25 protein-coding genes and 1 tRNA gene are annotated in these 24612 nt (G+C 68.6%); 20 read left to right on the top strand and 6 right to left on the bottom strand.

The window, feature by feature from the left end; all coding sequences use genetic code 11:
* The first annotated feature begins 281 nt into the window (after positions 1-281).
* From ABAZ39_RS02250 to ABAZ39_RS02230, 5 genes are all read left to right on the top strand, one after another.
* A complete protein-coding gene (locus ABAZ39_RS02250; protein WP_038526301.1) occupies positions 282-2291 on the top strand; it encodes a methyl-accepting chemotaxis protein in 2010 nt (669 codons plus the stop codon).
* Between the two features lie 118 nt (positions 2292-2409).
* Positions 2410-3060, top strand: a complete 651-nt coding sequence (locus tag ABAZ39_RS02245) for an elongation factor P hydroxylase (protein WP_038526299.1) — start codon at positions 2410-2412, stop codon at positions 3058-3060.
* Positions 3061-3111: 51 nt separating this feature from the next.
* The gene (locus tag ABAZ39_RS02240; protein WP_038526296.1) at positions 3112-4278 is read left to right on the top strand and encodes an ABC transporter substrate-binding protein; all 1167 of its coding nucleotides are present in this window, start codon (positions 3112-3114) and stop codon (positions 4276-4278) included.
* 22 nt (positions 4279-4300) lie between these two features.
* A complete protein-coding gene (locus tag ABAZ39_RS02235; protein WP_038526293.1) occupies positions 4301-5215 on the top strand; it encodes a branched-chain amino acid ABC transporter permease in 915 nt (304 codons plus the stop codon).
* Positions 5216-5235: 20 nt separating this feature from the next.
* The gene (locus ABAZ39_RS02230) at positions 5236-5781 is read left to right on the top strand and encodes a 6-pyruvoyl trahydropterin synthase family protein (RefSeq protein WP_038526290.1); all 546 of its coding nucleotides are present in this window, start codon (positions 5236-5238) and stop codon (positions 5779-5781) included.
* A 26-nt stretch (positions 5782-5807) separates the two neighbouring features.
* Here ABAZ39_RS02230 and ABAZ39_RS02225 read toward each other — a convergent pair whose 3' ends face one another.
* Both ABAZ39_RS02225 and queC read right to left on the bottom strand, forming a co-directional pair.
* Positions 5808-6503 carry a 7-carboxy-7-deazaguanine synthase QueE gene (locus tag ABAZ39_RS02225; RefSeq protein ID WP_038526287.1) on the bottom strand — a complete coding sequence of 232 codons (696 nt, stop codon included), beginning with the start codon at positions 6501-6503 and terminating at the stop codon, positions 5808-5810.
* Positions 6503-7201: a 7-cyano-7-deazaguanine synthase QueC gene (gene queC / locus ABAZ39_RS02220; protein WP_038526284.1), complete on the bottom strand. Its 699-nt coding sequence runs from the start codon at positions 7199-7201 to the stop codon at positions 6503-6505. The genes ABAZ39_RS02225 and queC overlap by 1 nt, the downstream gene beginning before the upstream one ends.
* Before the next feature lie 227 nt (positions 7202-7428).
* On the opposite strand from queC, the gene ABAZ39_RS02215 reads away from it, so the two are divergent.
* From ABAZ39_RS02215 to ABAZ39_RS02190, 6 genes are all read left to right on the top strand, one after another.
* Positions 7429-8826 carry a hypothetical protein gene (locus ABAZ39_RS02215; RefSeq protein WP_051657754.1) on the top strand — a complete coding sequence of 466 codons (1398 nt, stop codon included), beginning with the start codon at positions 7429-7431 and terminating at the stop codon, positions 8824-8826.
* A 258-nt stretch (positions 8827-9084) separates the two neighbouring features.
* The gene (locus ABAZ39_RS02210) at positions 9085-10410 is read left to right on the top strand and encodes a nucleotidyl cyclase domain-containing protein (RefSeq protein ID WP_247881609.1); all 1326 of its coding nucleotides are present in this window, start codon (positions 9085-9087) and stop codon (positions 10408-10410) included.
* 145 nt (positions 10411-10555) lie between these two features.
* Entirely contained in the window at positions 10556-11575 is a 1020-nt protein-coding gene (locus ABAZ39_RS02205; protein ID WP_051657752.1) for a branched-chain amino acid ABC transporter permease, read from the top strand.
* Positions 11572-12330: an ABC transporter ATP-binding protein gene (locus ABAZ39_RS02200; RefSeq protein ID WP_038526281.1), complete on the top strand. Its 759-nt coding sequence runs from the start codon at positions 11572-11574 to the stop codon at positions 12328-12330. Before ABAZ39_RS02205 ends, ABAZ39_RS02200 begins: the two co-directional genes overlap by 4 nt.
* Positions 12330-13031, top strand: coding sequence for an ABC transporter ATP-binding protein (locus tag ABAZ39_RS02195; protein ID WP_038526278.1), 702 nt, complete (start codon positions 12330-12332; stop codon positions 13029-13031). The genes ABAZ39_RS02200 and ABAZ39_RS02195 overlap by 1 nt, the downstream gene beginning before the upstream one ends.
* Positions 13021-13863 (top strand): alpha/beta hydrolase, encoded by an 843-nt coding sequence (locus ABAZ39_RS02190; RefSeq protein ID WP_144243447.1) that lies wholly within the window; start codon positions 13021-13023, stop codon positions 13861-13863. The genes ABAZ39_RS02195 and ABAZ39_RS02190 overlap by 11 nt, the downstream gene beginning before the upstream one ends.
* Before the next feature lie 63 nt (positions 13864-13926).
* Here the strand turns inward: ABAZ39_RS02190 and ABAZ39_RS02185 are convergent.
* Positions 13927-14016, bottom strand: a tRNA-Ser gene (locus ABAZ39_RS02185).
* A 209-nt stretch (positions 14017-14225) separates the two neighbouring features.
* Between ABAZ39_RS02185 and rplU the strand changes: the two genes are divergently transcribed.
* The 6 genes from rplU to ABAZ39_RS02155 all read left to right on the top strand — a co-directional run bounded on the left by rplU (position 14226) and on the right by ABAZ39_RS02155 (position 18673).
* The gene (gene rplU / locus ABAZ39_RS02180) at positions 14226-14543 is read left to right on the top strand and encodes a 50S ribosomal protein L21 (protein WP_014239459.1); all 318 of its coding nucleotides are present in this window, start codon (positions 14226-14228) and stop codon (positions 14541-14543) included.
* A 33-nt stretch (positions 14544-14576) separates the two neighbouring features.
* Positions 14577-14855 carry a 50S ribosomal protein L27 gene (gene rpmA, locus ABAZ39_RS02175; protein WP_038526273.1) on the top strand — a complete coding sequence of 93 codons (279 nt, stop codon included), beginning with the start codon at positions 14577-14579 and terminating at the stop codon, positions 14853-14855.
* Between the two features lie 146 nt (positions 14856-15001).
* Positions 15002-16231, top strand: coding sequence for a GTPase ObgE (obgE, locus tag ABAZ39_RS02170; RefSeq protein ID WP_014239457.1), 1230 nt, complete (start codon positions 15002-15004; stop codon positions 16229-16231).
* Complete coding sequence (gene proB, locus ABAZ39_RS02165; RefSeq protein ID WP_247881608.1) at positions 16164-17372, top strand: glutamate 5-kinase; 1209 nt, start codon at positions 16164-16166, stop codon at positions 17370-17372. Before obgE ends, proB begins: the two co-directional genes overlap by 68 nt.
* Entirely contained in the window at positions 17369-18052 is a 684-nt protein-coding gene (locus ABAZ39_RS02160; RefSeq protein WP_051657751.1) for an HAD family hydrolase, read from the top strand. Before proB ends, ABAZ39_RS02160 begins: the two co-directional genes overlap by 4 nt.
* Positions 18053-18103: 51 nt before the next feature.
* Positions 18104-18673 carry a hypothetical protein gene (locus ABAZ39_RS02155; protein ID WP_144243446.1) on the top strand — a complete coding sequence of 190 codons (570 nt, stop codon included), beginning with the start codon at positions 18104-18106 and terminating at the stop codon, positions 18671-18673.
* Positions 18674-18690: 17 nt separating this feature from the next.
* On the opposite strand, the gene ABAZ39_RS02150 is transcribed toward ABAZ39_RS02155, so the two are convergent.
* The 3 genes from ABAZ39_RS02150 to ABAZ39_RS02140 form a co-directional block, all read right to left on the bottom strand.
* Positions 18691-20064, bottom strand: coding sequence for a lysozyme family protein (locus tag ABAZ39_RS02150; protein WP_038526268.1), 1374 nt, complete (start codon positions 20062-20064; stop codon positions 18691-18693).
* Positions 20065-20232: 168 nt separating this feature from the next.
* Positions 20233-20976, bottom strand: coding sequence for a sulfite exporter TauE/SafE family protein (locus tag ABAZ39_RS02145; RefSeq protein WP_038526266.1), 744 nt, complete (start codon positions 20974-20976; stop codon positions 20233-20235).
* 108 nt (positions 20977-21084) lie between these two features.
* Positions 21085-21951 (bottom strand): c-type cytochrome, encoded by an 867-nt coding sequence (locus ABAZ39_RS02140; RefSeq protein WP_038526263.1) that lies wholly within the window; start codon positions 21949-21951, stop codon positions 21085-21087.
* Positions 21952-22146: 195 nt separating this feature from the next.
* Between ABAZ39_RS02140 and ABAZ39_RS02135 the strand changes: the two genes are divergently transcribed.
* The 3 genes from ABAZ39_RS02135 (at position 22147) to rsfS (ending at position 24599) form a co-directional block, all read left to right on the top strand.
* Positions 22147-23427, top strand: coding sequence for a glutamate-5-semialdehyde dehydrogenase (locus ABAZ39_RS02135; protein WP_038526260.1), 1281 nt, complete (start codon positions 22147-22149; stop codon positions 23425-23427).
* 117 nt (positions 23428-23544) lie between these two features.
* A complete protein-coding gene (locus tag ABAZ39_RS02130) occupies positions 23545-24162 on the top strand; it encodes a nicotinate-nucleotide adenylyltransferase (protein WP_038526258.1) in 618 nt (205 codons plus the stop codon).
* Positions 24159-24599 carry a ribosome silencing factor gene (gene rsfS, locus ABAZ39_RS02125; RefSeq protein WP_014239450.1) on the top strand — a complete coding sequence of 147 codons (441 nt, stop codon included), beginning with the start codon at positions 24159-24161 and terminating at the stop codon, positions 24597-24599. The genes ABAZ39_RS02130 and rsfS overlap by 4 nt, the downstream gene beginning before the upstream one ends.
* Positions 24600-24612: the final 13 nt, after the last annotated feature.

Genomic DNA, 24612 nt, shown 5'->3' with positions numbered 1-24612 from the left:
TTGTGACCATCCACGGCCTAAGCCGTGACCAGCACGCCGCTGGAACCGGCGCCGGAACGGTCCGTCGCTGGTGGGCTAACGCCACGGTCCCGACAAATATTCCAAGGCCCCGCGGAACCGCCAGAACCCGGAAGGATAAGGGCATCCCCAAGCGTGCGTGGAGGGGCCCCATGCCCGTTTTCGGGGACCGGAAACCAGTTGGCACACTTAATGAATTGGTAAGCGGACACTGCCATGTTTTGTATCTAAACCATTCAGCCTCATCCGGAGTTTTCCCGACCATGAGCCTGTTCAACCATCTTCGGGTCGGCACCAAGATCACGGCGGCGAACGCCGGGGTTCTCCTTTTCCTGGTCGCCATCGGCGGCATCGGGGTCTATGCCCTGATGGACGCCAAGCACGGCTTCGCGACCTACCAGACCCTGGCGCGCCAGACCACCGAGGTCGGCCGCATCCAGGCGACGATGCTGGAGGTCCAGCTTCAGGCCAAGACCTTCCTGCTGACCGGCAGCGAAGAGGCCGCCCACGCGGTGGACTCGCTGGCCGCCGACCTGGACGGGCGGATCGACGAGGCCAAGACCCTGTTCACCGAGCCGACGCTGAACCGCACGGTGACCCAGATGGACAACGAGCTGGGCCAGTACCGCGAGGCCTTCACCCGCATCATGGAGTTCCAGGCGACCCGCAACGAGGCGGCGGCGGAGCTTGTGGACCTCGGGGCCAAGATGGAGAAGGCGCTCAGCGGCGTCATGGACAGCGCCTACGCCGACGGCGACACCGAGGCCGCCTATCAGGCGGGCATGGCGTCCCGCCATTTCCTGGCCGCCCGCAACGCCGTCAACCGCTTTCTGACCGACGGCTCGGCGGAGAGCGCCGACAGCTTCCGCAAGGAATTGCAGAACGCCCGCGAGCGCGGCAACGCGATGCTCGCCAAGCTGACCGAGCTGGAGCGCCGCCGCGGCGCCTCGTCCTTCCTGGCCTACCAGCGCGTCTTCGCCACCCAGTTCGAGAAGGCGGTCGTCGCCACCACCAAGCGGGACGAGCTGGTCTCGCAGGTGCTGGAGACGCTCGGCCCGACCGTCAACGCGCGGGTCGAGCAGCTCCGCGACGCCAGCGCCCGCCAGCAGGCGGCGCTCGGCACCACCGCGGCGGAGAACATCGACCGCGCCCGCACCGTGACCACCGCCGCCGCCGTGGTCGCCGTGCTGCTCGGGCTGATCTCCGCCCTGCTGATCGGGCGCGGCCTGTCGCGGCCCATCGTCTCGATGACCGACACCATGACCCGTCTGGCCGGCGGCGACCGCCGGGTGGACGTGCCCGGCCTCGACCGCGGCGACGAGATCGGCGGCATGGCCAAGGCCGTCGAAGTCTTCAAGCACAGCCTGATCGAGGCCGACCGCATGGCCGCCGAGCAGGCCGCCGAGCATGCGACCCGCCGCGAACGGTCGGAGCGCATCGACTCCCTGACCCGCGAGTTCGACCGCATGGTGATGGAGGTGCTGTCCCGCGTCTCCTCCGCCGCCACCCAGCTCAACAGCACGGCCCAGGGCATGTCGGCCACCGCCGAGCAGACCACCCGGCAGGCCAGCGCCGTCGCCGCCGCCTCCACCCAGGCGACCGCCAACGTGGAGACCGTCGCCGCCGCCGCGGAGGAGCTGACCAGCTCGATCCAGGAGATCAGCCGGCAGGTCGCCCAGAGCAACAGCATCGCCGGGCAGGCGGTCAGCACCGCCGAGCGGACCGACGCCACCGTGCGCGGTCTGGTCGACGCCGCCCAGCGCATCGGCGAGGTGGTGCAGCTCATCAACGACATCGCCAGCCAGACCAACCTGCTGGCGCTGAACGCCACCATCGAGGCCGCCCGGGCCGGCGAGGCCGGCAAGGGCTTCGCCGTCGTCGCGTCGGAGGTCAAGAGCCTCGCCAACCAGACCGCCAAGGCGACTGAGGACATCTCCGGCCAGATCGCCGGCATCCAGCAGGTCAGCCGCGAGGCCGCCGGGGCCATCGCCGAGATCGGCCGCGTGATCGGCGAGATCAGCCACATCTCCACCACCATCGCCGCCGCGGTCGAGGAGCAGGGTGCGGCCACCCAGGAGATCAGCCGCAACGTCCAGCAGGCCGCCCGCGGCACGCAGGAGGTGTCGGGCAACATCGCCGGGGTGACCCAGGCGGCGGAAGCCACCGGCGACGCCTCCCGTCAGGTGCTCGACGCCGCCGACGGGCTGAGCGGCGAGGCGGAAGGGCTGCGCGGCTTCGTCTCCCGCTTCCTGACCGACATGCGGGCCGCCTGACGGTTTCGTCTTCACCCCTCCTCCATCCGATGGCGATGGAGGAGGGGTTTTTCTTGCGCCGCCCCGGCCCTGTTGGGCAAATAGGGGTCATTGCGCACCCCGGACTGCTTTTCCCATCATGATCCTGACCCCGATCCCGGCCGAGACGATGCCGGAGGCCCTGGCGACCTTCGAGCGCCTGCTGGCCGGCAAGCCCCTGCCCCTCGCCGCCTTCCGGCGCATCGCCGCCACATGGCCGGTGCCCGGCGGCGTTGACACGCCGGAGCAGCGCGCCGAAGCGGTGCGGCTGGCCCACGCCCATGGCATCGGCACGCTGGACGAGCCGCCGAACGCCTCCTTCATGTGGGACGGCGAGGTGATCCGCACCGATGTGGAATCGACGGTCATCGTTCATGAGGTCGCCCACTGGCTGGTCGCCGCGCCCGAGCGCCGTCCGCTCTACGACTTCGGCCTGGGGCCGGGGCCGGAGACGACGCTGCGCAAGGAGGCGCGCAGCCAGCAGAAGCTGACCTTCGAGGACTGCATGCACGAGGAGCAGCAGACCTCCCTGCTCGGCGTGCTGTGGGAGGCCGAACTGGGCCAGCCGGCGATCCTCGCCTTCCTGGAGCAGAACTGGATGGAGCGCTGGGAGCGGGAGAGCACCGCCGCCTTCTTCATCCGCCACGTCGAGGAACTCTTCACCCGCGGCCTGATCGACGCCGAGGGCCGCCCGTCCACGGCGCGCGCCTGGGCGGACAAGCGGGCGGACGAACGGATGCGGGCCGCCTGACATTCGCGCTGCCCATAAATCAATCATAATACCTCTGGAGGCTGGACCGTCATGACCCGCAACCTGCTTACGCTGGCCTCCGCGCTGGCCCTGCTCGCCACCCCGGCGGCGGCGGACACGCTGAAGATCGGCATGATCACCACCCTGTCCGGCCCCGGCGCGGGGCTGGGCATCGACATCCGCGACGGCTTCGCGCTGGCGGTCGAGCATGCGGGCGGCAAGCTGGGCGGGCAGGACACCCAGGTCATCGAGGCGGACGACCAGCAGAAGCCCGACGTCGCCGTCGGCCTCGCCAACCGCATGGTCGAGCGCGACCGCGTGCAGGTGGTGACCGGCGTGGTCTGGTCGAATCTCGCGCTGGCGATGCTGCCGACGCTGGCCGGCGGGCAGACCTTCTTCATCAGCCCGAACGCCGGCCCGTCGCAGCTGGCGGGCGCGCAGTGCAACCCGTACTTCTTCAACGCCGCCTACCAGAACGACCAGATCCACGAGGCCGTGGGCAAGCATGTCCAGGACGAGGGCTTCAAGAAGGTCTATCTGATGGCCCCCAACTACCCGGCGGGCAAGGACGGTCTGGCCGGCTTCAAGCGCTACTACAAGGGCGAGGTCGCCGGCGAGGTCTACACCCAGGTCGGGCAGCTCGACTACGCGGCGGAGCTGGCGCAGCTCAAGGCCGCGGCGCCGGACGCCGTCTACGTCTTCTACCCCGGCGGCATGGGCATCAACTTCATCAAGCAGTACGAGCAGGCCGGGCTGAAGGGCGCCGTCCCGCTGTTCGGCCCCGGCTTCTCCTTCGACCAGGACATCCTGGCGGCGGTCGGCGAGTCCGCGCTGGGCGTCAAGAACTCGGCGCAGTGGAGCCCGGACCTCGACAACGCCGCCAACAAGACGTTCGTCGCCGACTTCAAGGCCAAGTACGGGCGCATCCCATCCATGTACGCCGCCCAGGGCTACGACACGGCGCTGCTGATCGACAGCGCGGTGAAGGCGGTCGGCGGCAACCTGAAGGACAAGGACAAGCTGCGCGCCGCGCTGGCGTCGGCCAAGCTGCAGAGCCTGCGCGGCGAGGTGGCCTTCAACACCAACCACTACCCGATCCACAACATCTACCTGCGCGAGGTGGTGAAGGGGGCCGACGGTGCGGTGACCAACAAGACCGTCGCCACGGTCTTCACCAACCACGCCGACGCCTACGTCAAAGACTGCCCGATGAAGTGAGGCGCAGCCAGGACGCCGGAGAATGGACGCGCTCCTCCTCGTCGAACAGGGTCTGAACGGGCTTCAGCTCGGCGTGATGCTGTTCCTGATGGCCGCCGGGCTGACGCTCGTCTTCGGCATCATGGACCTCATCAACCTCGCCCACGGCACCTTCTACATGGTCGGCGCCTACCTGACGGCGGCGCTGGTGCCGGTGCTGGACAGCTTCCCGCTGGCGCTGGCGGCGGCGGTGCTGCTGACGGCGCTGCTCGGGCTGGTGGTGGAGGCGGTGGCGCTGCGCACGCTCTACCGCCGCGACCACCTGGATCAGGTGCTGGCGACCTTCGGGCTGATCCTGTTCTTCAACGAGCTGGTGAAGATCGTCTTCGGCCCGGTCCCCATCTTCCTGAACCCGCCGGCGGCGCTGGCCGGGACGGTGGACCTGTTCGGGCTGAAATACCCGGCCTTCCGGCTGGCGATCCTCGCCGTGGGCATCGCCGTGGCGGTGTTCCTGTGGCTGCTGATCGCCCGCACGCGGGTCGGCATGCTGATCCGTGCCGGCGCCACCAACCGCGAGATGGTGATGGCGCTGGGAGTGGACGTCCGGCTGCTGTTCGGGCTGGTCTTCGCGCTGGGCTGCGGGCTGGCCGGGCTGGCCGGCGCCATGGCCGGGCCGGTGCTGGCCGTTCAGGTCGGCATGGGCGAGCAGATCCTCATCCTGACCTTCGTGGTCATCGTCATCGGCGGTATCGGCTCGATCCGCGGGGCACTGGCCGGCGCCCTGCTGGTCGGCATGGTGGACACGCTGGGCCGCGCCCTGCTGCCCGCCGCCTTCCGTCTGGTGATGGACGCCGCCAACGCCAGCGCCGCCGGGGCCGCGCTTGCCTCCATGGCGATCTACGTGCTGATGGCGGTGGTTCTGGCGATCAGGCCCAAGGGCCTGTTCCCAGCGCATTGAGGAACGGCTAGGTTCAGTTTATGACCACGAACGAGTTCACGCTGCTGTTCCGGCGGCGCTTCAGCATGGCCCATCGCCTGATCGCCGGCGATTCCGTCAAATGCGCCGTGCCGCACGGCCACAACGAGACCGTTTCGGTGAAGCTGGAGGCCGTGGACCCCGCACCGCTCGACGGGGCGGCGAACATGGTGGAGTCCTTCGCGCGGGCCAAGGCGACCTGGCACCGCTGGATCGACGGGCATGTCGACCATGCGCTCCAGCTGTCCCACCGCGACCCGCTGATCGGCTATTTCCGGGAGCACGAGCCGGAAAAGCTGCCCATGCTGCTGATCACCCCCGGCGACCCGACGACGGAGGCGCTGGCCGCCTGCATGATGGCCAAGGCCAACGCGCTGTTCGCCACGGAGACCTCGCCCTTGCGCTGCGTCGAGGTGGAGATCGAGGAGACGCCGACCAACACGGTGATCTTCCGCGGCGTGCCGGAGCATCACCTGGACGCCGGCTACCTCGGCCTGCCGGGCGCGCCCTGGTGGCTGCGCGGGGATATGAGCATCAACGACCTGTAACGGGCACCGTCTTCAGGCTTCAGGCTTCAGGCAATCCCCAGCAGCTTGTGAAGCTGGACGCTCATCCGGTAACCGTGGGCCAGCGCCACGGCGGTGCAGGCCTGCCGGTTGGCGAGGTTCCGCTCCGCATCGCCGTCGTCGCGCGGCATCACCGTGACGGCGGCGCCGGGCGGCGGGCGGAACAGCCGGGCGCCCTGCCCCGGCAACTGGGTGGACAGGGTGGGCAGCCCGTCGCCAGGATCGCTCTCCCCCGCCGCCAGCACGTATTTGTAGACCGACACCCGCGGCACGAGGTCCGGGTGCAGGCCGGGCGTCTTCGGGCTGCACACGATGGTCAGCCGCGGGTCGTCCGGCATGCCGTCCAGCCACAGCGTGCCGTTCGTCTCGATCTGCACGCGCAGGCCCCGCTCCAGCAGGGCGCGGATCAGCGGGACGACATTCTGGCGCAGCGGCTCCCCGCCGGTCAGCACGATCAGGTCGCAGACCGCGGGGCGCAGTTCCCCGATGCGGGCCAGCAGCTCGTCCAGGGGCGGGCGCCAGGGCGAGCTTTCGAAGTCGGTGTCGCACCAGTGGCAGCGCAGGTTGCAGCCGCCGGTCCGCACGAAGACGCTGGGCTCCCCGACGAAGGGGCCTTCGCCCTGAAGGGTGTAGAAGACCTCCTGTATCCACAGGCTTTGGCCGTCGCCCCCCTCCTGCGGGCGGACCGGGTTGGCGCCGCGCATCAGGCCCCGCCCCCGTAGGCCACCGGATCGGCCAGCCCGGCCTCGGCAAAGCCCTTCAGCCGCAGCAGGCAGCTGTCGCAGGACCCGCAGGCCGCGCCGTCCGGCGCCGGGTCGTAGCAGGAGTGGGTCAGGCCGTAATCCACCCCGAGTTCCAGCCCGCGGCGGATGATGCCCGCCTTGTCGAGCGTCATCAGCGGGGCGTGGATCTTGAACCGGCTGGCGCCCTCCACCCCCGCCTTGGTGGCGAGGTTCGCCATGGTCTCGAAGGCGGCGATGTATTCGGGCCGGCAGTCCGGATAGCCGGAATAGTCCAGCGCGTTCACGCCGATGAAGATGTCCGATGCCTCCAGCGTTTCCGCCCAGGCCAGCGCGAAGGACAGGAACACCGTGTTGCGCGCCGGGACGTAGGTCACCGGGATGCCCGTCCCCAGGTCCGCCGCGCTGGCGTGCTTGGGCACGTCGATGGCGTCGGTCAGGGCGGAGCCGCCGAAGGCCCGCAGATCGATGTCGGCGATGACGTGGCGGTCCACCGCCATGGCCGCGGCAACCCGCTTGGCCGCTTCCAGCTCCACCGCATGGCGCTGCCCGTAGCGGAAGCTGAGCGCGTTCAGCCGGTAGCCCTGCTCCCGGGCGATCGCCAGCACCGTCGTGGAGTCCAGCCCGCCGCTGACCAGCACCACCGCGTTCCTTGCCGTCATGTCCCTGCCCTTTCCCATGCTCACCGGCCGCCCCGGCATAATCCCCTCCTCGCCATTGGTCAACGGCGGCGGCCAACCGGCGGCGATCTCCAGCCGGGCGGAAAAACGTCAGGCTGTTAACGCTTCGGAAATTCCCCTTGCAACACCCTTGTTAGCAAAACGAACATCCAGAAAGCAGGCATAGAGCCGGCACCGCGGCCTCCGCCGGTTGCGAGGGAGACATTGCCGTGAACGCAGTCCAACCGCCGCCCAGCGCCCAGGACGACCACGCGGACCGGACCGGCATCGACCCTCCTTGTCACTGCGACGGCGCCGCCAAGGCGGCGGATTGCCAATCCTCCTGCCATCTGAACGACGCGGCTTTCCGGGATCGCGCCAAGGAAATCCTGTTCAGCGGACGGCTCATCACCGCCGGGGCGGTGCATCTGATCGGTCTGGAGGACATCCGGAACCAGCTCGGCAATCGCTGGGAACGGGTGAAGGAGCGGGTCCACATCTACACCACCCGCCTGCTCGAAAAGATGCTTTCCCCTCACGACGTGTGGTTCCGGCATGGCGAGGCCCAATTCATCATCGTGTTCGCCCACGCGGACATCCAGGCGGCCCAGCTGATCTGCGGGAAGATCGTCGAAGACCTTCATCAGTCCTTGCTGGGGCACAGCGACACCAGCCAGATCATCGTCAAGACCGCGCTGGTGGAAATCGACGGCAGTGTCGCGGTCGGCAGCGCACGGCTGGACGACCTGCTGCTCCACGCGGCCAGCCCTTCGGAGCGACCATCCGCCAAGCCACAGCGCGCGGGGCGCCCCGAAGAACGGTCCGAAGAGCGGCAGCGGCCATCGCTGACGGATTTCGCGCTCGGCAACGGCGAGCCGCCGCCGCGGCCCAAGGTGCTCTTCCGCCCCGTCTACGACGTGCGCAACAAGGTGATCTCCACCTACACCTGCCGGCCGGATCTCCACACCTGCCGGCACATCAACCAGATCACCGCGGACGATGTCATGCAGGAGGAGGCCATCTTCGATTACGACATGGAAACCCTGTGCCATGCCGTCCGCACCTACAACGAGCTGTACCAGAACAAATTCCGTTACGCCCAGACCATCCCCGTCCATTTCGAGACCCTCGCCTCGGTGCGGCGGCGGCGGGAATATCTCCAGTCCTGCCGGATGATCCCCAATTGCCTGATCCCCTTCCTGGCCTTCGAGCTGGAAGGATTGCCGCAGGGCATTCCCAACGGCCGGCTGGCCGAGATGGTCACCATGCTGCGTCCCTTCGGCCGCGCCGCCATCGTCATCCTGCGGGAGGAGAACTCCGACATCGCGACCTACGCCAACGCCGGCGTCAAGGGCGTGGGACTGGCTATGGATTTCCGGGACGGCGATCAGCGCTGCATCGACAAGATCAACGCCTTCTGCCCCATCCCGCGCAAGCATGGCCTGTTCGCCTACCTGGACGGCATCCGGAACGTCGAGCAGTTCCAGGCCGCGATCGAGGCCGGAGCGGCCTATGTCGGCGGGGCCGTGGTCGGCAAGGATTCCGACGTTCCCGAACACATGCGGCGCTGCACCGAGCGGCAGATGCTCATGCGAGCCAGGGTCAAGGCACGGCGCGAATCCGCATAGACAGAGGTCCGGCCAAGGCACGTCCCTTTCCGCATAGGACGTCAGGAGGCGCCGCCTGGACGGCTTCGTTAACGCATTAGCAAGTGCGAAAGGACCATCCTATTCATACGGTCATTCCATTGATGCCCGTACCCGGTCCAGACGGCGGCCCTGCCGTTGGGCTCGCGCTCCCCCACAACCGGAAAGGGACGCTCGGCCATGGTCATGCATCACCCCTCCGGTCCGGACGGCACCATCCCGCAACAGGATGACGGTGCCATGTCGTCCTCGCCCCCCACCCCCGGACAATCGATCGACGAGTCCTTCAAGGAGCGCGCCCGACAGATCCTGACGCACAACCAGACGGTTACCGCGGGGTCGGTCCACCTGATCGGTCTCGACGAGATCCGGAATGAGCTGGGCGACCGCTGGGGAAGCGTGAACGAGCGGGTGCACGTCTACACCGAGCGCATGCTCAAGAAGGTTCTGTCGCCGCGCGACGTCTGGTTCCGCTATGGCGAGAACCACTACATCATCGTCTTCGCCCAGGCCGACCGGAAAGCGGCGCAGCTGACCTGCAGCAAGGTGATGGAAAGCCTGCACCAGGCGCTGCTGGGCCACGCCGACACGCGGCGCATCACCGTCAAGACCGCGGTGGTCGATGTCGGCGGCGGGGTCGCCCTGGACACCGCGCGGCTGGCCGACCTGCTCAAGGACGCCGTCCACAAGCCGGAAGGCGCCGCGGCGGCCTTCCCCCCGCCGGCGGACGGCGTCCTTCCGGCGGCCATTCCGGCGGCGGAGGCGCGGCACCCGCACTGGACCGAGATGCCGGCGGACACCATCACGCCGCAGAGCCGGCCCAAGGTGCTGTTCCGTCCGGTCTTCGACGTGAAGCACAAGGTGGTGTCGACCTACTGCTGCCGCACCGACGCGGACACGGCCCGCTATCTGAACCTGATGGACTCCTTCGACCCGGAGCGCGAGGAGGCGGTCTTCGACCTCGACATGGAGACGCTGAGCCTCGCGGTCAGCACCTACAACGAGCTGTACGCCAACAAATTCCGTTACGCCCAGACCATCCCCGTCCATTTCGGCACGCTCGCCTCCAGCCGGCGGCGGCGGGAATACATCCAGGCATGCCGGATGATCCCGCGCGTGCTGATGCCCTTCCTGGCCTTCGAGCTGGACGGGCTGCCGGCCGGCGTTCCCTATGGGCGGCTGGCGGAGATCGTGGCGATGCTGCGCCCCTTCGCCCGCGCCGCCATGGTCATCCTGCACGACGACGCGGGCGACCTGTCGGTCTACGCCACCGCCGGCGTCAAGGGGGTCGGTCTGCGGCTGGACGGGCGGGAGGACGAGCCGCACATCCTGGAGCGGGTCCAGACCTTCTGCCCCGGACCGCGCAAGTTCGGCATGTTCGCCTACGTAGATGGCGTCCGAAACCCGGTGCAGCTGGAGGCGGCGGAGGCCGCGGGCGCCGCCTATCTGAGCGGTCCCATCATCGGCGAGGCCTCGGAGGTGCCGGAACACATGAAGCGCTGCACCGAACGCCAGCTCCTCCAGCGGTCGCGGCGGCGGCGCCACCACGACACGCCCTGGGGATGAGTGGGCGGAGCCAAGCGGGCAAACACCCGCTGTCGGCGCGACCTTTTGTGTTCAAGCCCGCCCATCTGTGCGAAAAGACGGGCCTACCGATTGGCCTGCCGATTGGCTTGGCGATTGGTTGACCGCCCCTCTTTTCCGGCCTTCCATGCCCCCGACCGCGCCCCGAACCGCCCTGCTCTCCCGCCCCCGCATCGCCCTGCTGATCCTGCTGGCCGTCGCGCTGGCCCTGCCCACCATCGCCGACTGGATGGGGGAACCCTTCTACGTGCGGCTGGCGACGCGCATCCTGGTCTTCGCCCTGGCGGCGGTCAGCCTCGACCTGATCCTCGGCTTTGGGGGGATGGTCAGCTTCGGCCACGCCGCCTTCGTCGGGATCGGCGGCTACGCGGTCGGCATCCTGTTCGCCCACCAGTCGGACGGATCGACGCTGTTCGGCCTTCCCGGCACGGTGAACGGGCTGATCGTCTGGCCGCTGGCCATGCTGGCCGGGGCGCTGGCGGCGCTGCCGGTGGGGGCGATCTCGCTGCGCACCACCGGCGTGCCCTTCATCATGATCACGCTGGCCTTCGCCCAGATGCTTTTCTACCTGATGACCGGGCTGAAGGCCTATGGCGGGGACGACGGCATCGCGCTGTGGAGCCGCTCCACCCTGCCCGGCCCGCTGAACATCGCCGACCACACCACCTTCTATTATGTGGTGCTGGGGCTTCTGGTCGCGGCGCTGGCGCTGGGTTGGCGGCTGGTCAACTCCCGCTTCGGGCGGGTGATCCGCGGCGCCAAGGACAACGAGCGGCGGATGGCCGCGCTCGGCTACCCGGTCACCCGCTACAAGCTGGTCGCCTTCGTCATCGCCGGGGCGCTGGCCGGGCTGGCCGGGGCGCTGCTCGCCAACGCCACCATGTTCGTCGGGCCGCAATATCTGCATTGGAGCCGCTCGGGCGACCTGATCGTGATGGTCGTGCTGGGCGGCATCGGCACGCTGATCGGGCCGGTGCTGGGCGCCGCCGCGCTGCTGCTGCTGGAGGAGTTCGTGCCGGAGCTGATGGACCTCGCCCACGCCGGGCTGGGCGAGCATTGGAAGATCGTGCTGGGGCCGGTGCTGATCCTTCTGGTGCTGTACGCCCGCAAAGGATTGTGGGGCGTTGTCGCCGGGAGGCGCCCGTGAGCACCCCTCTGCTGAGCACCGACTCGCTGGTCAAGCGCTTCGGCGGTCTGGCCGCCACCGATGGCCTCTCGCTGTCCGTCGCGGAGGGGGAACTGCACGCTCTGATCGGCCCGAACGGGGCCGGCAAGACCACCCTGATCGGCCAGCTGTCGGGGGAGTTGACCCCCGATTCCGGGACCATCCTGTTCGATGGGCGCGACGTGACCCGCCTGCCCGTGCACAAGCGGGCACAGCGCGGCCTGGCCCGCAGCTTCCAGATCACCTCGATCTTCCCCAACTTCACGGCGCTCGACAACGTGGCGCTGGCGGTGCAGGCCCACGCCGGGCACAGCTTCCGCTTCTGGCGCGACGCCGGGCGCGACCGCCGGCTGGCCGACCCCGCCCGCGCCGTGCTGGAGCGGGTCGGCCTGGGCTCGCGGGCCGACACCCGCGCCGACGCGCTGGCCCATGGCGAGAAGCGGCAGCTCGAACTGGCGATGGCCCTGGCCACCGGGCCGCGGCTGCTCCTGCTCGACGAGCCGATGGCCGGCATGGGGCCGGAGGACTCCGCCCGCATGGTTGAACTGCTGCAAGAGCTGAAGGGCGGCGTGACGATCCTGCTGGTCGAACACGACATGGACGCCGTCTTCGCGCTGGCCGACCGCATCACCGTTCTCGTGCGCGGCAAGGACCTCGCCAGCGGCACCCCGGAGCAGATCCGCAACGACCCGGCGGTGCGCGAGGCCTATCTCGGCGACGAACTGGAGGTCGTCTGATGCTGCGCGTCGCCGACCTGACCGCCGCCTACGGCTCCAGCCAAGCGCTGTTCGGCATGGAGCTGTCCGTCGACGCCGGAGAGGCGGTGACCCTGATGGGCCGCAACGGCATGGGCAAGACCACAACCATCAAGGCGATCATGGGCCTCGTGGCACCGACCGGTGGCTCCATCGCCTTCGAGGGCACGGAGATTGCCGGGCGCCCGCCGCACCGCATCGCGCGGGCCGGCATCGCCCTGGTGCCGGAGGGGCGGCAGGTCTTCCCCACCCTGACCGTGCGCGAGAACCTGATCGCCACCGCCGCCAACCGCTTCGCGCGGCGCGATCCCTGGACGGTGGAGCGGGTCCACGCCCTGTTCCCCCGGCTGGCCGAGCGCGCCGGCAACCTCGCCCGCAACCTGTCGGGCGGGGAGCAGCAGATGCTCGCCGTCGGGCGCGCCCTGATGACCAACCCCAAGCTGCTGATCCTCGACGAGGCGACGGAGGGGCTGGCCCCGCTGGTCCGCCAGGAGATCTGGGACTGCCTCGCCCGCCTGAAGGACGAGGGGCAGGCGATCCTGGTGGTGGACAAGAACGTCCACGCCCTCGCCGCCCTGGCCGACCGCCATCACGTCATCGAGAAGGGGCGGCTGGTGTGGTCCGGCAGTTCCGCCGCCCTGCTCGCCGATCCCACCCTGAAGGAGCGCTATCTTGGCGTCTGAAGCCCTGTTTGGTGGCATGACCGCCGCCGAGATCGACCGCCAGTACAATTTCCGCAAGCTGGTGCCGGAGCACCCGGCCTATTTCGCCCGCTGGCAGGCGGAGAGCGAAGCGGTGCGCGCCCGGCTCGGCGGGCGCTATGACATTCCCACCGGCCCGCACCCCCGCCAGCGCGCCGACGTCTTCCCCGCCGGAGAGGGCACACCGGTGCTGGTCTTCATCCACGGCGGCTACTGGCGCGCCCTGTCGAAGGACCTGCACTCCTTCATCGCAGCACCCTATGTGGAGCGCAGGGTGGCGGTCGTCCTGCTCGGCTACGGCCTGTGCCCGGACGTGACGATGGACGAGCTGTGCGGCCACGCCCAGGCCGGGCTGGACTGGGTGTTCGCCAACGCGGCCAGCTTCGGCGGCGATCCGCGTCGGGTGGTGGTGTCCGGCCATTCGGCGGGCGGCCATCTGACGGCCAAGCTGGTCTCGGAGAATCGCGACCGCGTGGCCGGCGGCATCCCGATCAGCGGCCTCTACGACCTGGAGCCGATGCTCGGCTTCGAGGTGAACGAGCAGCTTCGGCTCGATCCCGACTCGGCGCGGCGGCTGAGCCCGATCCACGCCGTTCCCGCCCCTGCCCCGCTGCTGATGCCGGCGCTGGGTGGCCTTGAGACCGACGCGATGCACCGCCAGCAGGCCGACTACGCCCTGGCCTGGGCCGCGCAGGGCAACGCGGTGCGGGAGATCGTGGAGCCGGGCGCCGACCATTTCAGCGTGGTCGACCGCTTCGCCGAACCGGGCAGCGCCCTGTTCGAGGCCGCGCTGGCGATGATCAAGGATACGTGAGGCGGAAACGAAAAGGCCTTCCCGGTGGGGAAGGCCTTTTCTGAGCGTTCGCTCGAATGAGAGTGGCGGATGGGGGGAGATTCGAACTCCCGATACCCTTGCGGGTATGCCGCATTTCGAGTGCGGTGCATTCAACCGCTCTGCCACCCATCCGCTGCCCCGTTTCCGGGGTGGCGCGGAACCTACCCAAAAGCTTTTGGGGATGCAAGCCCTTGTTTGCAGGAAAATGAACGGGAAAATGCCACCATGCCTGTTGACTCCCGGTGGCCCATCGGTTAAATCCCCGCTCTCACGAACGGGCTTGCACCTCAAACGGTGGGCGAGCGGCCCTTCCGTTTGTTTTGAGATAGGCAGTGACGACGATGTTTGCAGTGATCCGCACCGGCGGCAAGCAGTACAAGGTCGCCAATGGCGACGTGATCCGCGTTGAGAAGCTCGAGGCCGAGGCCGGCGCTTCCATCACGCTCAACGACGTGCTGATGGTCAGCGACGGCGGCAGCACCACCCTTGGCACCCCGACGGTTGCCGGCGCTGCTGTGACCGCCGAGATCGTCGCCCAGGATCGCGGTCCGAAGATCATCGTCTTCAAGAAGAAGCGCCGCCAGAACTACCGCCGTAAGAACGGCCACCGCCAGGACCTGACCGTCCTGCGCATCACCGGGATCAACGGCGCCGCCTGAACGGCCGCCGACCAGTCACAGGAGTAACTCCCCATGGCCCATAAAAAAGCAGGCGGCTCTTCGCGCAACGGCCGCGATTCCGCCGGCCGCCGCCTCGGCGTGAAGCGTTTCGGTGGCGAGAACGTCGTCGCCGGCAACATCATCGTGCGCCAGCGCGGCACGAAGTTCCACCCCGGTGAGAACGTCGGCATCGGCAAGGACCACACCCTGTTCGCCAAGACGGACGGCGTGGTGGCCTTCAAGCACAGCGCCCAGGGGCGCACCTACGTCGCCATCGAGGCGGTCGAGGTCCCGGCGGTCGCGGCCGAGTAATCTCGTCCGGCCCGTACGGTGTGTTGGGATGATCGGGGGTTCGGGCAACCGGCCCCCGATTTTCTTTTTTTGATGGTGTGGTCACCGCCCCCTTCCCTCGGTTGGAGGACGGTGCGCAAACGGTAGATTGGCCGGCACGGTCCCCGATGAAGTTCCTCGATCAAGCCAAGGTGTATCTGAAAAGCGGCGACGGCGGCCCCGGCGCCATCGCTTTCCGCCGCGAGAAGTTCATCGAATATGGCGGACCGGACGGCGGCAACGGCGGCCGTGGTGGCGATGTCGTGATCGAGGTCGTGAACGGCCTCAACACGCTGATCGACTACCGCTACAAGCAGCATTTCAAGGCGCAGCGCGGCAACCACGGCATGGGCGCCAACCGCAACGGCGCCAGGGGCGAGGACGTGGTCCTGCGCGTGCCGGTCGGCACCCAGATCCTCGACGAGGATCAGGAGACCGTTCTGCTCGACCTGACGGAGCCCGGCCAGCGCGTCGTCATCCTGAAGGGCGGCGACGGCGGCTTCGGCAACGCCCATTACAAGACCCCGACCAACCGCGCCCCGCGCAAGTCGCACCCCGGCTGGCCGGGCGAGGAGCGCTGGGTCTGGCTGCGGCTGAAGCTGATCGCCGACACCGGCCTGCTCGGCCTGCCCAACGCCGGCAAGTCCACCTTCCTGGCCGCGACCACCGCGGCGCGCCCGAAGATCGCCGACTACCCCTTCACCACGCTGGCCCCCAACCTGGGCGTCGTCCGCGCGGGTGACGAGGAGTTCGTCATCGCCGACATCCCCGGCCTGATCGAAGGCGCGCACGAGGGGCACGGGCTGGGCGACCGCTTCCTCGGCCATGTGGAGCGCACCCGCGTGCTGCTCCACCTGATCGACGGCACGGCGGAGGACGTGGTCCAGTCCTACACCACCATCCGCAACGAGCTGGTTGCCTATGGCGGCAACCTCGCCGACAAGCTGGAGATCATCGGTCTGAACAAGGCCGACGCCCTGCTCGACGAGGAAGTCGCGGAGAAGAAGGCCGCGCTTGAGGCGGCGTCGGGTGCCGAGGTGATGGTTCTGTCCGGCGCCACCGGCCAGGGCGTCCAGGCGGTGCTTTACCGCTTGCTCACGCTCATCAAACAGTCCAAGGAAGAGGAGCCCGACGTCATCCAGGCTCCGGTCACGCGCTCCATCCCCCGGGCCCCGGTCGGCCGGAAGATGGACGACGAGTATGCGGGCTGGAACGAGGAGACGGGCGAGTACGACGATCTCCCCGAAGAGGCGGACGACGACTCCGACTCGGACGGGGATGACTGGGACGATGAAGGCGACGATGACGGTGACGACACCGAGCACAGCGGCAACGGCGACGACAACGCCAAAGGCTGAGACCCTCTTCCTGCTTCCCACCCTGCTCGACGCGCGGCGGCTGGTCGTCAAGATCGGCTCCGCCCTGCTCGTCGACAGCGCCACCGGCCGGATGCGCCGCGAGTGGCTGGACGCGCTGGCCGACGACGTGGCCGCCTGCCGCAAGCGCGGGCAGGAGGTGGTGATCGTCACCTCCGGCGCCGTCGCCTGCGGGCGCGAGCATCTCGGCCTCGTCGGGCGCGCCCTGCGGCTGGAGGAGAAGCAGGCCGCCGCCGCCACCGGCCAGATCCGGCTCGCCGCCGCCTATCAGGAGACGCTGGCCCGCCACGGGCTGACCGTCGCCCAGGTGCTGGTGACGCTGGAGGACACCGAGGAGCGCCGCCGCCACCTCAACGGCCGCGCCACCATCGACACGCTGCTGAAGCTGGGCGCCGTCCCGGTCATCAACGAGAACGACACGGTCGCCACCGCGGAGATCCGCTTCGGCGACAACGACCGTCTGGCCGCCCGCGTCGCCCAGATGATCAGCGCCGACACGCTGGTCCTGCTGTCGGACATCGACGGCCTCTACACCGCCGACCCGCGCAAGGACCCCGAGGCCCGGCACATCCCGGTCGTCCAGGAACTGACCTCCGACATCGAGAACATGGCGGGCGAGCCGCCGCCCGGCTACAGCTCCGGCGGCATGGTGACCAAGATCGTCGCGGCGCGCGTGGCGCTGGCCGCCGGCTGCCGCATGGTCATCGCCAAGGGCAAGCGCATGAACCCGCTGGCCGCGCTGGAACAGCGGCCCGAGCAGGGCGGCGCCCTGTGCACATGGTTCCTGCCCGCCGCCTCCCCCTCCTCCGCCCGCAAGGCGTGGATCGGCGGCAACCTGAACGCCCACGGCGCGCTGACGGTGGACGCCGGCGCCCTGTCGGCGCTTGCCCGCGGGGCCAGCCTGCTGCCCGCCGGGGTGCGCGCCGTCGAGGGCGACTTCGAGCGCGGCGACGTGGTGGTGGTCAAGGCGCCGGACGGGCGCGAGGTGGCGCGCGGCCTGACCGCCTACGCCGCCGAGGACGCCCGCCGCATCGCCGGCCGCAAGAGCCACGAGATCGAGGAGATCCTCGGCTACCACGGCCGCGACGAGATGATCCACCGCGACGATCTGGTGGTGCGGTGAGCGTTCCGATCGTGGCCCGCCCGCCCCTCCAGGCCATCCTGTGGGACATCGACGGCACGCTGCTCGACAGCGAGCCCTGGCACCAGCGCGCCACCATCGCGGTCTGCCGGCTGCACGGCCATGTTATGTCCGACACGGACTACGCGGCCACACTGGGCGTCGCCTTCCCCGAGCTGTACGCCCGGCTGCACGCCGCCCGGCCGATGGCCCTGACCTTCCGGGAATGGGCGGACGCCATCACCGACCTCTATCTGGAGCGCATCGCCGAGGTGGAGGCGCGGGCCGGCGCCCTGGCTCTGGTCGACGCCTTCGCGGAGCGGGGGCTGCGGCAGGCCTGCGTGTCGAACAGCGGGCGCCGCGTGGTCGAGGCCAACCTGCGCCACATGGGCAGCCCGCATTTTCTGTTCGGCCTCAGCCGCGACGACGTGGGCAAGGGCAAGCCGGACCCCGAGCCCTACCTGACCGCCGCCGCCCGCCTCGGCGTCTCGCCCGCGGCCTGCGCGGTGATCGAAGACAGCCCGACCGGCGCCCGCGCCGCCAGGGCCGCCGGCATGCTGACCATCGCCTGGCCCCAGCACGCCGACCTGCTGTTCGAGGCCGCCGACCATGTGGTGGAGGACCCGGCGGCGCTGGACTGGGACGGCCTCTGCGGCGTCGCGGAGCGCATGGCGGCGGATTGACGCGCTGCCGGTCGGCACGCGACGCCGCAACCACGGCATGACATGATCCGGATGCACGCCCTTGCATTCGATTGCCGAACCATGCCGCACCCCGCGACGCGCGCGTTTCTCACCGTCCTCATCGCCTTATGGGCGTTTCCGGCGGCGGGAAAGGACCCGGACCTGCCGCCTGTGGACCCGCCCAGCCGCTGGCACCGGATGGGACCCACCGACGCCGAGTCGAGCAGCCGCTGCATCGGCCAGTTGATCAGCCCCATCTGCACGTTGGAAACCCTGCTCGCGTGCTTCGACCACGGCATCAACGCCCTCTGCACACTTGCCACTGGAAGAGAACGGCGTTTCATACACATGGAAGGGCGGTTCAAAGGGACCACGCTCTACCGGGTGGTCGCAGTGCGCCGGCTCACGCCACGGGACATCCCGCGACGCTGCCTCAACGATGATCTGGAAGCGACGTGCAAGGCCGGCGATGTTCAGATCACCCTGAGCGAACGCTCGTGCTGGAGCTACGGCTGCCCGCCACCCTACAAGGACCCCATCAAGATGGGCACGACCTATAACTTGCGGAAGGACGGCGATGGTCGATGGATCGTCTACGAGTGGTATTCACCGCCTTACTGAAATTTAAACTCTCGGCGCTATTTTCTTGGAAAGGAGAAATAACCCGATCTGTCTTCTTCTTTATTCTTCTGGCCATCTAGCTGTTTCGCTCTTCTCCCTAAAAGCGAATAGGAAAGCTGTTCAGCCAATTTTTCATCCGTTGCAAGGTAAGAATAGGCGGCAAGGGTCCCCGGCCCCATTTGCCCGTCCTTCGGCATTTCAGGATAGCCATTCTCCCGAAACACCCGGTTCATCGCATCCTGGATGATCTCCGTTCCTCGGCTCCGGCCGAACCGGAACAGGGTGTCGGCGAAGGCCGCCGCCGCTTCGTCGTTTCCGATCTCGTCCAGCGCTTTCCGGCCACCGACGGTCCGCAGCACATCGTCGAAATAGTAAGGGTAAATCGCCGCGCGCTGCCCCACCGTCAGTTGATCGGGTTTCCGGACCTTTTCGAGACCCGGCAGATCCTCCTTCGCCCGATCCAGAATATCCTGCGTGATCCCGCTTGCCGCTCCCGACCCCGGATGCGTCGTCATTCCGCCTTCCATGGCGAAGATTTCCGCGTAGATCAGCCGTTGGTTCGGCGACAGGTTCGGCACCCGCGCGATGGCCTCGTTGAAATTCCTCCACGCTCCGGGCTGCTTCTTGAAATATTCGACTTTGAAATAGGGCAAGTCTGGAATGTCCGGATTCTTGCTTTCATTCACAGTCACGACATCTGTTGCCGTCTTCGGCTTGGAATTCTCCGCCACATCGATCCTGCGGTCGCGCAGCCAGTTCTCGATCTCGTCGGCATACTCGACCCGTGACGGCGCACCGGACCGCTCCACCGTGTCCCTCACCGAGGAACCGGATGCAGCGCCCACTCCATCGGCGTCGTCATCCGTAACCGAGGACCGGTCCGCAAACGGCTCGAACCGTGAGAAATCGCCATCGACGATCAGACGTCCGGTTGCGTCGGTTTCCCCGTCGGTCCCATAGACCCGCTCGAACTGGCGCGTGACGTAATCGGCATACTCCTGGTCCGACCGATAGCGTGGGTCCTCGATCAGGTGATTCAAGGCGTCCGCGGGATTTGGCAGTCCGTCGGCCTTGTCAACGGAAACGGACTCGGTGGCCGGCATCGACGCCGCGTCGAACTCTTCGTCGTTCGCAGCATTCTTCGTGTCGGTGGAAGGCCCGGCATCGTCGGACGGGTCCTCGCTGGACTTCGGAGACGGACCCTCCGACTCCGGGCTGCCGGTCGGCTGCGAAACCGGCCCCCGGTCGTCCGCAGGAGGCGCCGCCGCCTTTGGCGGATCACCGCCGCCGGCATCACCAACTCCGTCGGCTCCGGCATCCCGCGGCGGGAAATCGGCCTCATCGCCAAGTCCGATCATTTCCTCAATCTTCATCGGGTTGATCGCGCCCATTGCCAAAGCCCTCCATCCTTGTCGAATGCCATGCAAGCGGGACGGTGCGATCCGCCAAAGAAAAAGGGCCGGCCCGCTGGCCAGCCCCATTCGGTCGCACGTGTTCCGTGTCCGTCACCGAGCATACAAGGAATTTATTCCCTAATCAACCGCGCGATGAAAGGCGCCTCACCCCTTCGTGACGAAGAAATAGACCGTCATCGCCACGCCCACGACGATCACGAACTTGCGCAGGATCGGCGGCGGGATGTGGCGGGCGACCGCGGCCCCGGCATAGCCGCCGGCCACGGCAGCCGCCATCATGATCAGCGCTTCGTTCCAATAGACCGCGCCGCCGAAGGCGAAGGCCACCACCGCGACCGCGTTCAGGCAGCCGGACACCAGCGCCTTCAGCCCGTTCATCGCGTGCAAGTCGGTCAGGCCGAAGACGCCCAGCGTCGCCAGGATCAGGATGCCGATCCCCCCGCCGAAATAGCCGCCGTAGATGGCGATGAAGAACTGCACGATCAGCACGGTGTTGTGGCCGACCTTGAAGTTGCGGCGGATGTAGGCCGACACCTTCGGGCCGAAGGCGAACAGCACCGTCGCGAACAGCAGCAGCCAGGGGATGATCTCCTCGAACACGCGCTGCGGCGTCCACAGCAGGAGGAGCGCGCCCAGCAGACCGCCGATCAGGCTGACGCCGAGGAAGGCCGGCAGGCTGACCTCCTTGATCCGCCCCAGTTCCCGCCGGTAGCCGTAAGCACTGGCCAGCGCGCCCGGCGACACCGCCACCGTGCTGGTCGCGTTGGCGTTCAGCGGCGGCACGCCCGCCATGATCAGCGCCGGGAAGGTCAGGAAGCTGCCGCCACCGGCCACGGCGTTGAGCACGCCCGCGAAGAAGGCGGAGACGATCAGCAGCAGGGTCAGCATGGGGCCACGGTCCGGCGGGTGGAAAAAGCCCGCGGACTATGCCCTCTCGGCGACGCTTACGGTATTGCGTTTTCGGCGGTGCGGTATTTCACGCACGGCCGGTGGGGTCTAGCGGGTCGGAGGAAGCGTACGGAGGTAGGCGACCAGGGCCCCCAACTCGCCGTCACTCATGGACTTGTAATAGTGATAGCCCATGGGCGGGCTCAGCCGGTGGCCGTCGGGACGTACACCCTCGGTGATCGCCTTGCGGATCTCCGCGTCGGTCCAGCCGCCCAGCCCGTGCTCCTTGTCCTGCGTGATGTTGCGGGACACCGCGTTGCCCCACGGCCCGGTGAAGTTCCGCCCGCCGGCCCCCATGCGGGTCATGTCGAGCCGCCCGTCCGGCAGCATCGGCGTGTGGCATTCCATGCAGTGGCCGAGCGGACCGGCCATGTACGCGCCGTACGTCACCGGGTCCGTACGCGGCACCTCCGCCACCGACCCGACCGGCGGTCCGTAGGCGGCGGGCAACGCCATGCGGTACTCGGACTTCGGGACAGAATGCCGCACCGGCGGCACGCTGCGCAGATAGGCGACGATGGCGCGCAGGTCGCCGTCCGACAGGCCGCGGTAGAAGCCGAAGGGCATCGGCGGCCCGATCAGGCTGCCGTCGGGGCGCCTGCCTTCGCGGATGGCGGCGATCAACTGCTCGTCGGTCCAGCGCCCGATCCCCGTTTCCGGGTCCGGCGTGATGTTGGAGGCGTAGGCGGTGAAGGGCTCCTCGACGAAGGGCGTCCCGCCGGCCAGCTCCCGTCCCGCGACCGCACCGTTGGGCCCCTGCGGCGTGTGGCAGTTGCCGCAGGCGACGATGCCATTGACCAGGGCGCGCCCCCGCTCCACCGGCGATTCCGGCGGGCTCTCCGCCCCGGCGGTCGCGATCATGCCGGACAGCATCAGGCACGCGGCGACGCTGCCGCGGCGGACAAGCCGGACCATCGAGTTCTCCCTCACCGATGACGCAGAGGGCCACGCTACGCCCGCAATCAACCGCGGCCCAGGCGGATTGTTGAGTAGACCGATCAGCAATTCGGCTTAGCCGCCATGGCTTTCGCGGCGGCGCGGGATGGGCTATGGTTTCCGCCCTTTTCAACCGGCCGATGCCGCTTGGCGAACGCCACTGGAGTGAGACCGATGTCCGCCCTGCTTGAGACCACCGACGCCTTGCACGATCAGATGCTCGCCCTCGGCCGCGCCGCCCGCGCCGCCGCGGCGGAGCTGGCGACCGTGCCAAGCCCGTCGAAGGATCAGGCCTTGCGGGCGGCGGCCGCCGCGATCCGCGCCCGCAAGGCGGAGATCCAGGCGGCCAACGACGCGGACGTTGCCGCCGCCCGGGAGCGCGGCCTCGCCGGTCCCATGATCGAGCGTCTTGCCCTCAACGACGCCCGCATCGAGGCGATGGCCAAGGGGCTGGAGGACATCGCCGACTTCCCCGATCCCATCGGCGGCGTCATCGCCGAATGGACCCGCCCCAACGGGCTGGCCATCCAGCGTGTGCGCGTGCCGCTGGGGGTCATCGGCATCATCTACGAGAGCCGCCCCAACGTCACCGCCGACGCCGGCGGCCTCTGCCTGAAGTCGGGCAACGCGGCGATCCTGCGCGGCGGGTCGGAGAGCATCCGCTCGTCCCGTGCCATCGCCGCCTGCCTGGCCGATGGCTTGCGCGCCGCCGGGCTGCCGGAGGCGGCGATCCAGCTCGTCCCCACAACGGACCGGGCGGCGGTCGGCCACATGCTGACCATGCGCGACTACATCGACGTGATCGTCCCGCGCGGCGGCAAGTCGCTGATCCAGCGCATCGCCGAGGAGAGCCGCATCCCGGTCATCAAGCATCTCGACGGCAACAACACCGTCTATGTCGACGCTGGGGCCGACCCGGAGAAGGCGCGCAAGGTGGTGATGAACGCCAAGATGCGCCGCACCTCGATCTGCGGCGCCGCCGAGACGCTGCTGGTCGACCGCAGGATCGCCGACGCCGTCCTGCCGGTGCTGGTGAAGGACCTGCTCGACGCCGGCTGCGCCGTCCGCGGCGACGACGACGCCCGGGCTGCCGACCCGCGCGTGACGGCGGTGACGGCGGAGGACTGGGACACCGAGTATCTCGACGCCATCATCGCCTGCGGCGTGGTGGACGGGGTGGACGGGGCGATCGACCACATCAACCGTCACGGCTCCCACCACACCGACGCCATCGTGACCGAGGACCCGGCGGCGGCGGAGCGTTTCCTGCAGCGCATCGACAGCGGCATCGTGCTGTGGAACGCCAGCACCCAGTTCGCCGACGGCGGCGAGTTCGGCATGGGTGCCGAGATCGGCATCTCCACCGACAAGTTCCACGCCCGCGGCCCGGTCGGTGCGGAACAGCTGACCAGCTACAAGTATGTCGTGCGCGGCGATGGCCAGACGCGGCCGTGAGGTTTACGGCCCTGGAGCTTACGTCTGCCCCCTCCCCGACCCTCCCCCGCCTTCGGCGAGGGAGGGGGATTGATCCCCTCCCCTGCGAAGCGGGGGAGGGTTAGGGAGGGGGCAAGCATGGCGACACCCCCCCACCGCTACGGCGGCCCGCTCCACGCCGGCCTGCGCGTCGGGCTGCTCGGCGGCTCCTTCAACCCGGCCCACGCCGGGCACCGGCACATCAGCCTGTACGCGCTGAAGGCGCTGGGGCTCGATCAGGTGTGGTGGCTGGTCAGCCCGCAGAACCCGCTCAAGCCCGTCCGGGGCATGGCGCCGCTCGCCGAGCGGCTGGAGGAGGCCCGGCGCACCGCCCGCCATCCGGCCATCCGGGTCACCGCCATCGAGCAAGAGCTTGGCACCCGCTACACCGCCGACACGCTGGCCAAGCTGACGCTCCGCTTCCCCAAAACGCGCTTCGTCTGGCTGATGGGGGCGGACAATCTTCGGCAAATCCCCCGCTGGCGGCAGTGGACGCGAATCTTCCGGCTGGTGCCGGTTGCAGTTCTCGCCCGTCCAACTTATTCTATGGGGGCGCTTGGTGGCATAGCCGCTCAGCGCTATGCCCGTCGCCGGGTGAGCATGCACAAGGCCAAGGGGTTGGCCGGTTCGAAAACACCGGCCTGGATTTTCCTCCGCAACCCGCTGCATCCGGCTTCGGCGACGGCGATCCGCCGGGCACGCGCCAGCGGGTCGTGACCCTGTATCGCGAGGTAGGTACCATCAACACGTTCATCGAACCGGCCGCGCCCGTTGTGCGGCCCGCGCCCGTTCCCGTTCCCCAGCCGGACGAACTGAAGGCGCTCGTCGAGAAGTCCCTGGACGACGATCAGGCCGAAGACGTCGTCGTCATCGACCTTGCCGGCAAGACCAGCATCGCCGACTACATGATCGTGGCGTCGGGCCGCAACACCCGGCACATCGCCGCCATGGCCATGAAGCTGGCCGACCGCATGAAACAGGCCGGCCTGCGCGGCGTCGAGGTCGAGGGCCTGAACCAGTGCGACTGGGTTCTGGTCGACGCCGGGGACGTCATCATCCACCTGTTCCGCCCGGAAGTCCGGACCTTCTACAACATCGAGAAGATGTGGGGTCTGGAGACGCCGCGGCCCTCCGCCGAGCGCATGAGCGCCTGACGGACACCATTCG

This window comes from Azospirillum argentinense, assembly GCF_000632475.1.
Lineage (GTDB): Bacteria > Pseudomonadota > Alphaproteobacteria > Azospirillales > Azospirillaceae > Azospirillum > Azospirillum baldaniorum.
This window is presented reverse-complemented; position numbering and strand designations above follow the sequence as displayed.

What these genes read in the sequence shown, in the direction of transcription:
- ABAZ39_RS02250 (WP_038526301.1), top strand. Translation starts at nt 282, where the DNA reads ATGAGCCTGTTCAACCATCTTCGGGTCGGCACCAAGATCACGGCGGCG.
- ABAZ39_RS02245 (WP_038526299.1), top strand. Translation starts at nt 2,410, where the DNA reads ATGATCCTGACCCCGATCCCGGCCGAGACGATGCCGGAGGCCCTGGCG.
- ABAZ39_RS02240 (WP_038526296.1), top strand. Translation starts at nt 3,112, where the DNA reads ATGACCCGCAACCTGCTTACGCTGGCCTCCGCGCTGGCCCTGCTCGCC.
- ABAZ39_RS02235 (WP_038526293.1), top strand. Translation starts at nt 4,301, where the DNA reads ATGGACGCGCTCCTCCTCGTCGAACAGGGTCTGAACGGGCTTCAGCTC.
- ABAZ39_RS02230 (WP_038526290.1), top strand. Translation starts at nt 5,236, where the DNA reads ATGACCACGAACGAGTTCACGCTGCTGTTCCGGCGGCGCTTCAGCATG.
- ABAZ39_RS02225 (WP_038526287.1), bottom strand. Translation starts at nt 6,503, where the DNA reads ATGCGCGGCGCCAACCCGGTCCGCCCGCAGGAGGGGGGCGACGGCCAA.
- queC (WP_038526284.1), bottom strand. Translation starts at nt 7,201, where the DNA reads ATGACGGCAAGGAACGCGGTGGTGCTGGTCAGCGGCGGGCTGGACTCC.
- ABAZ39_RS02210 (WP_247881609.1), top strand. Translation starts at nt 9,085, where the DNA reads ATGTCGTCCTCGCCCCCCACCCCCGGACAATCGATCGACGAGTCCTTC.
- ABAZ39_RS02205 (WP_051657752.1), top strand. Translation starts at nt 10,556, where the DNA reads ATGCCCCCGACCGCGCCCCGAACCGCCCTGCTCTCCCGCCCCCGCATC.
- ABAZ39_RS02195 (WP_038526278.1), top strand. Translation starts at nt 12,330, where the DNA reads ATGCTGCGCGTCGCCGACCTGACCGCCGCCTACGGCTCCAGCCAAGCG.
- rplU (WP_014239459.1), top strand. Translation starts at nt 14,226, where the DNA reads ATGTTTGCAGTGATCCGCACCGGCGGCAAGCAGTACAAGGTCGCCAAT.
- rpmA (WP_038526273.1), top strand. Translation starts at nt 14,577, where the DNA reads ATGGCCCATAAAAAAGCAGGCGGCTCTTCGCGCAACGGCCGCGATTCC.
- obgE (WP_014239457.1), top strand. Translation starts at nt 15,002, where the DNA reads ATGAAGTTCCTCGATCAAGCCAAGGTGTATCTGAAAAGCGGCGACGGC.
- proB (WP_247881608.1), top strand. Translation starts at nt 16,164, where the DNA reads ATGAAGGCGACGATGACGGTGACGACACCGAGCACAGCGGCAACGGCG.
- ABAZ39_RS02155 (WP_144243446.1), top strand. Translation starts at nt 18,104, where the DNA reads ATGCACGCCCTTGCATTCGATTGCCGAACCATGCCGCACCCCGCGACG.
- ABAZ39_RS02150 (WP_038526268.1), bottom strand. Translation starts at nt 20,064, where the DNA reads ATGGGCGCGATCAACCCGATGAAGATTGAGGAAATGATCGGACTTGGC.
- ABAZ39_RS02145 (WP_038526266.1), bottom strand. Translation starts at nt 20,976, where the DNA reads ATGCTGACCCTGCTGCTGATCGTCTCCGCCTTCTTCGCGGGCGTGCTC.
- ABAZ39_RS02140 (WP_038526263.1), bottom strand. Translation starts at nt 21,951, where the DNA reads ATGGTCCGGCTTGTCCGCCGCGGCAGCGTCGCCGCGTGCCTGATGCTG.
- ABAZ39_RS02135 (WP_038526260.1), top strand. Translation starts at nt 22,147, where the DNA reads ATGTCCGCCCTGCTTGAGACCACCGACGCCTTGCACGATCAGATGCTC.
- ABAZ39_RS02130 (WP_038526258.1), top strand. Translation starts at nt 23,545, where the DNA reads ATGGCGACACCCCCCCACCGCTACGGCGGCCCGCTCCACGCCGGCCTG.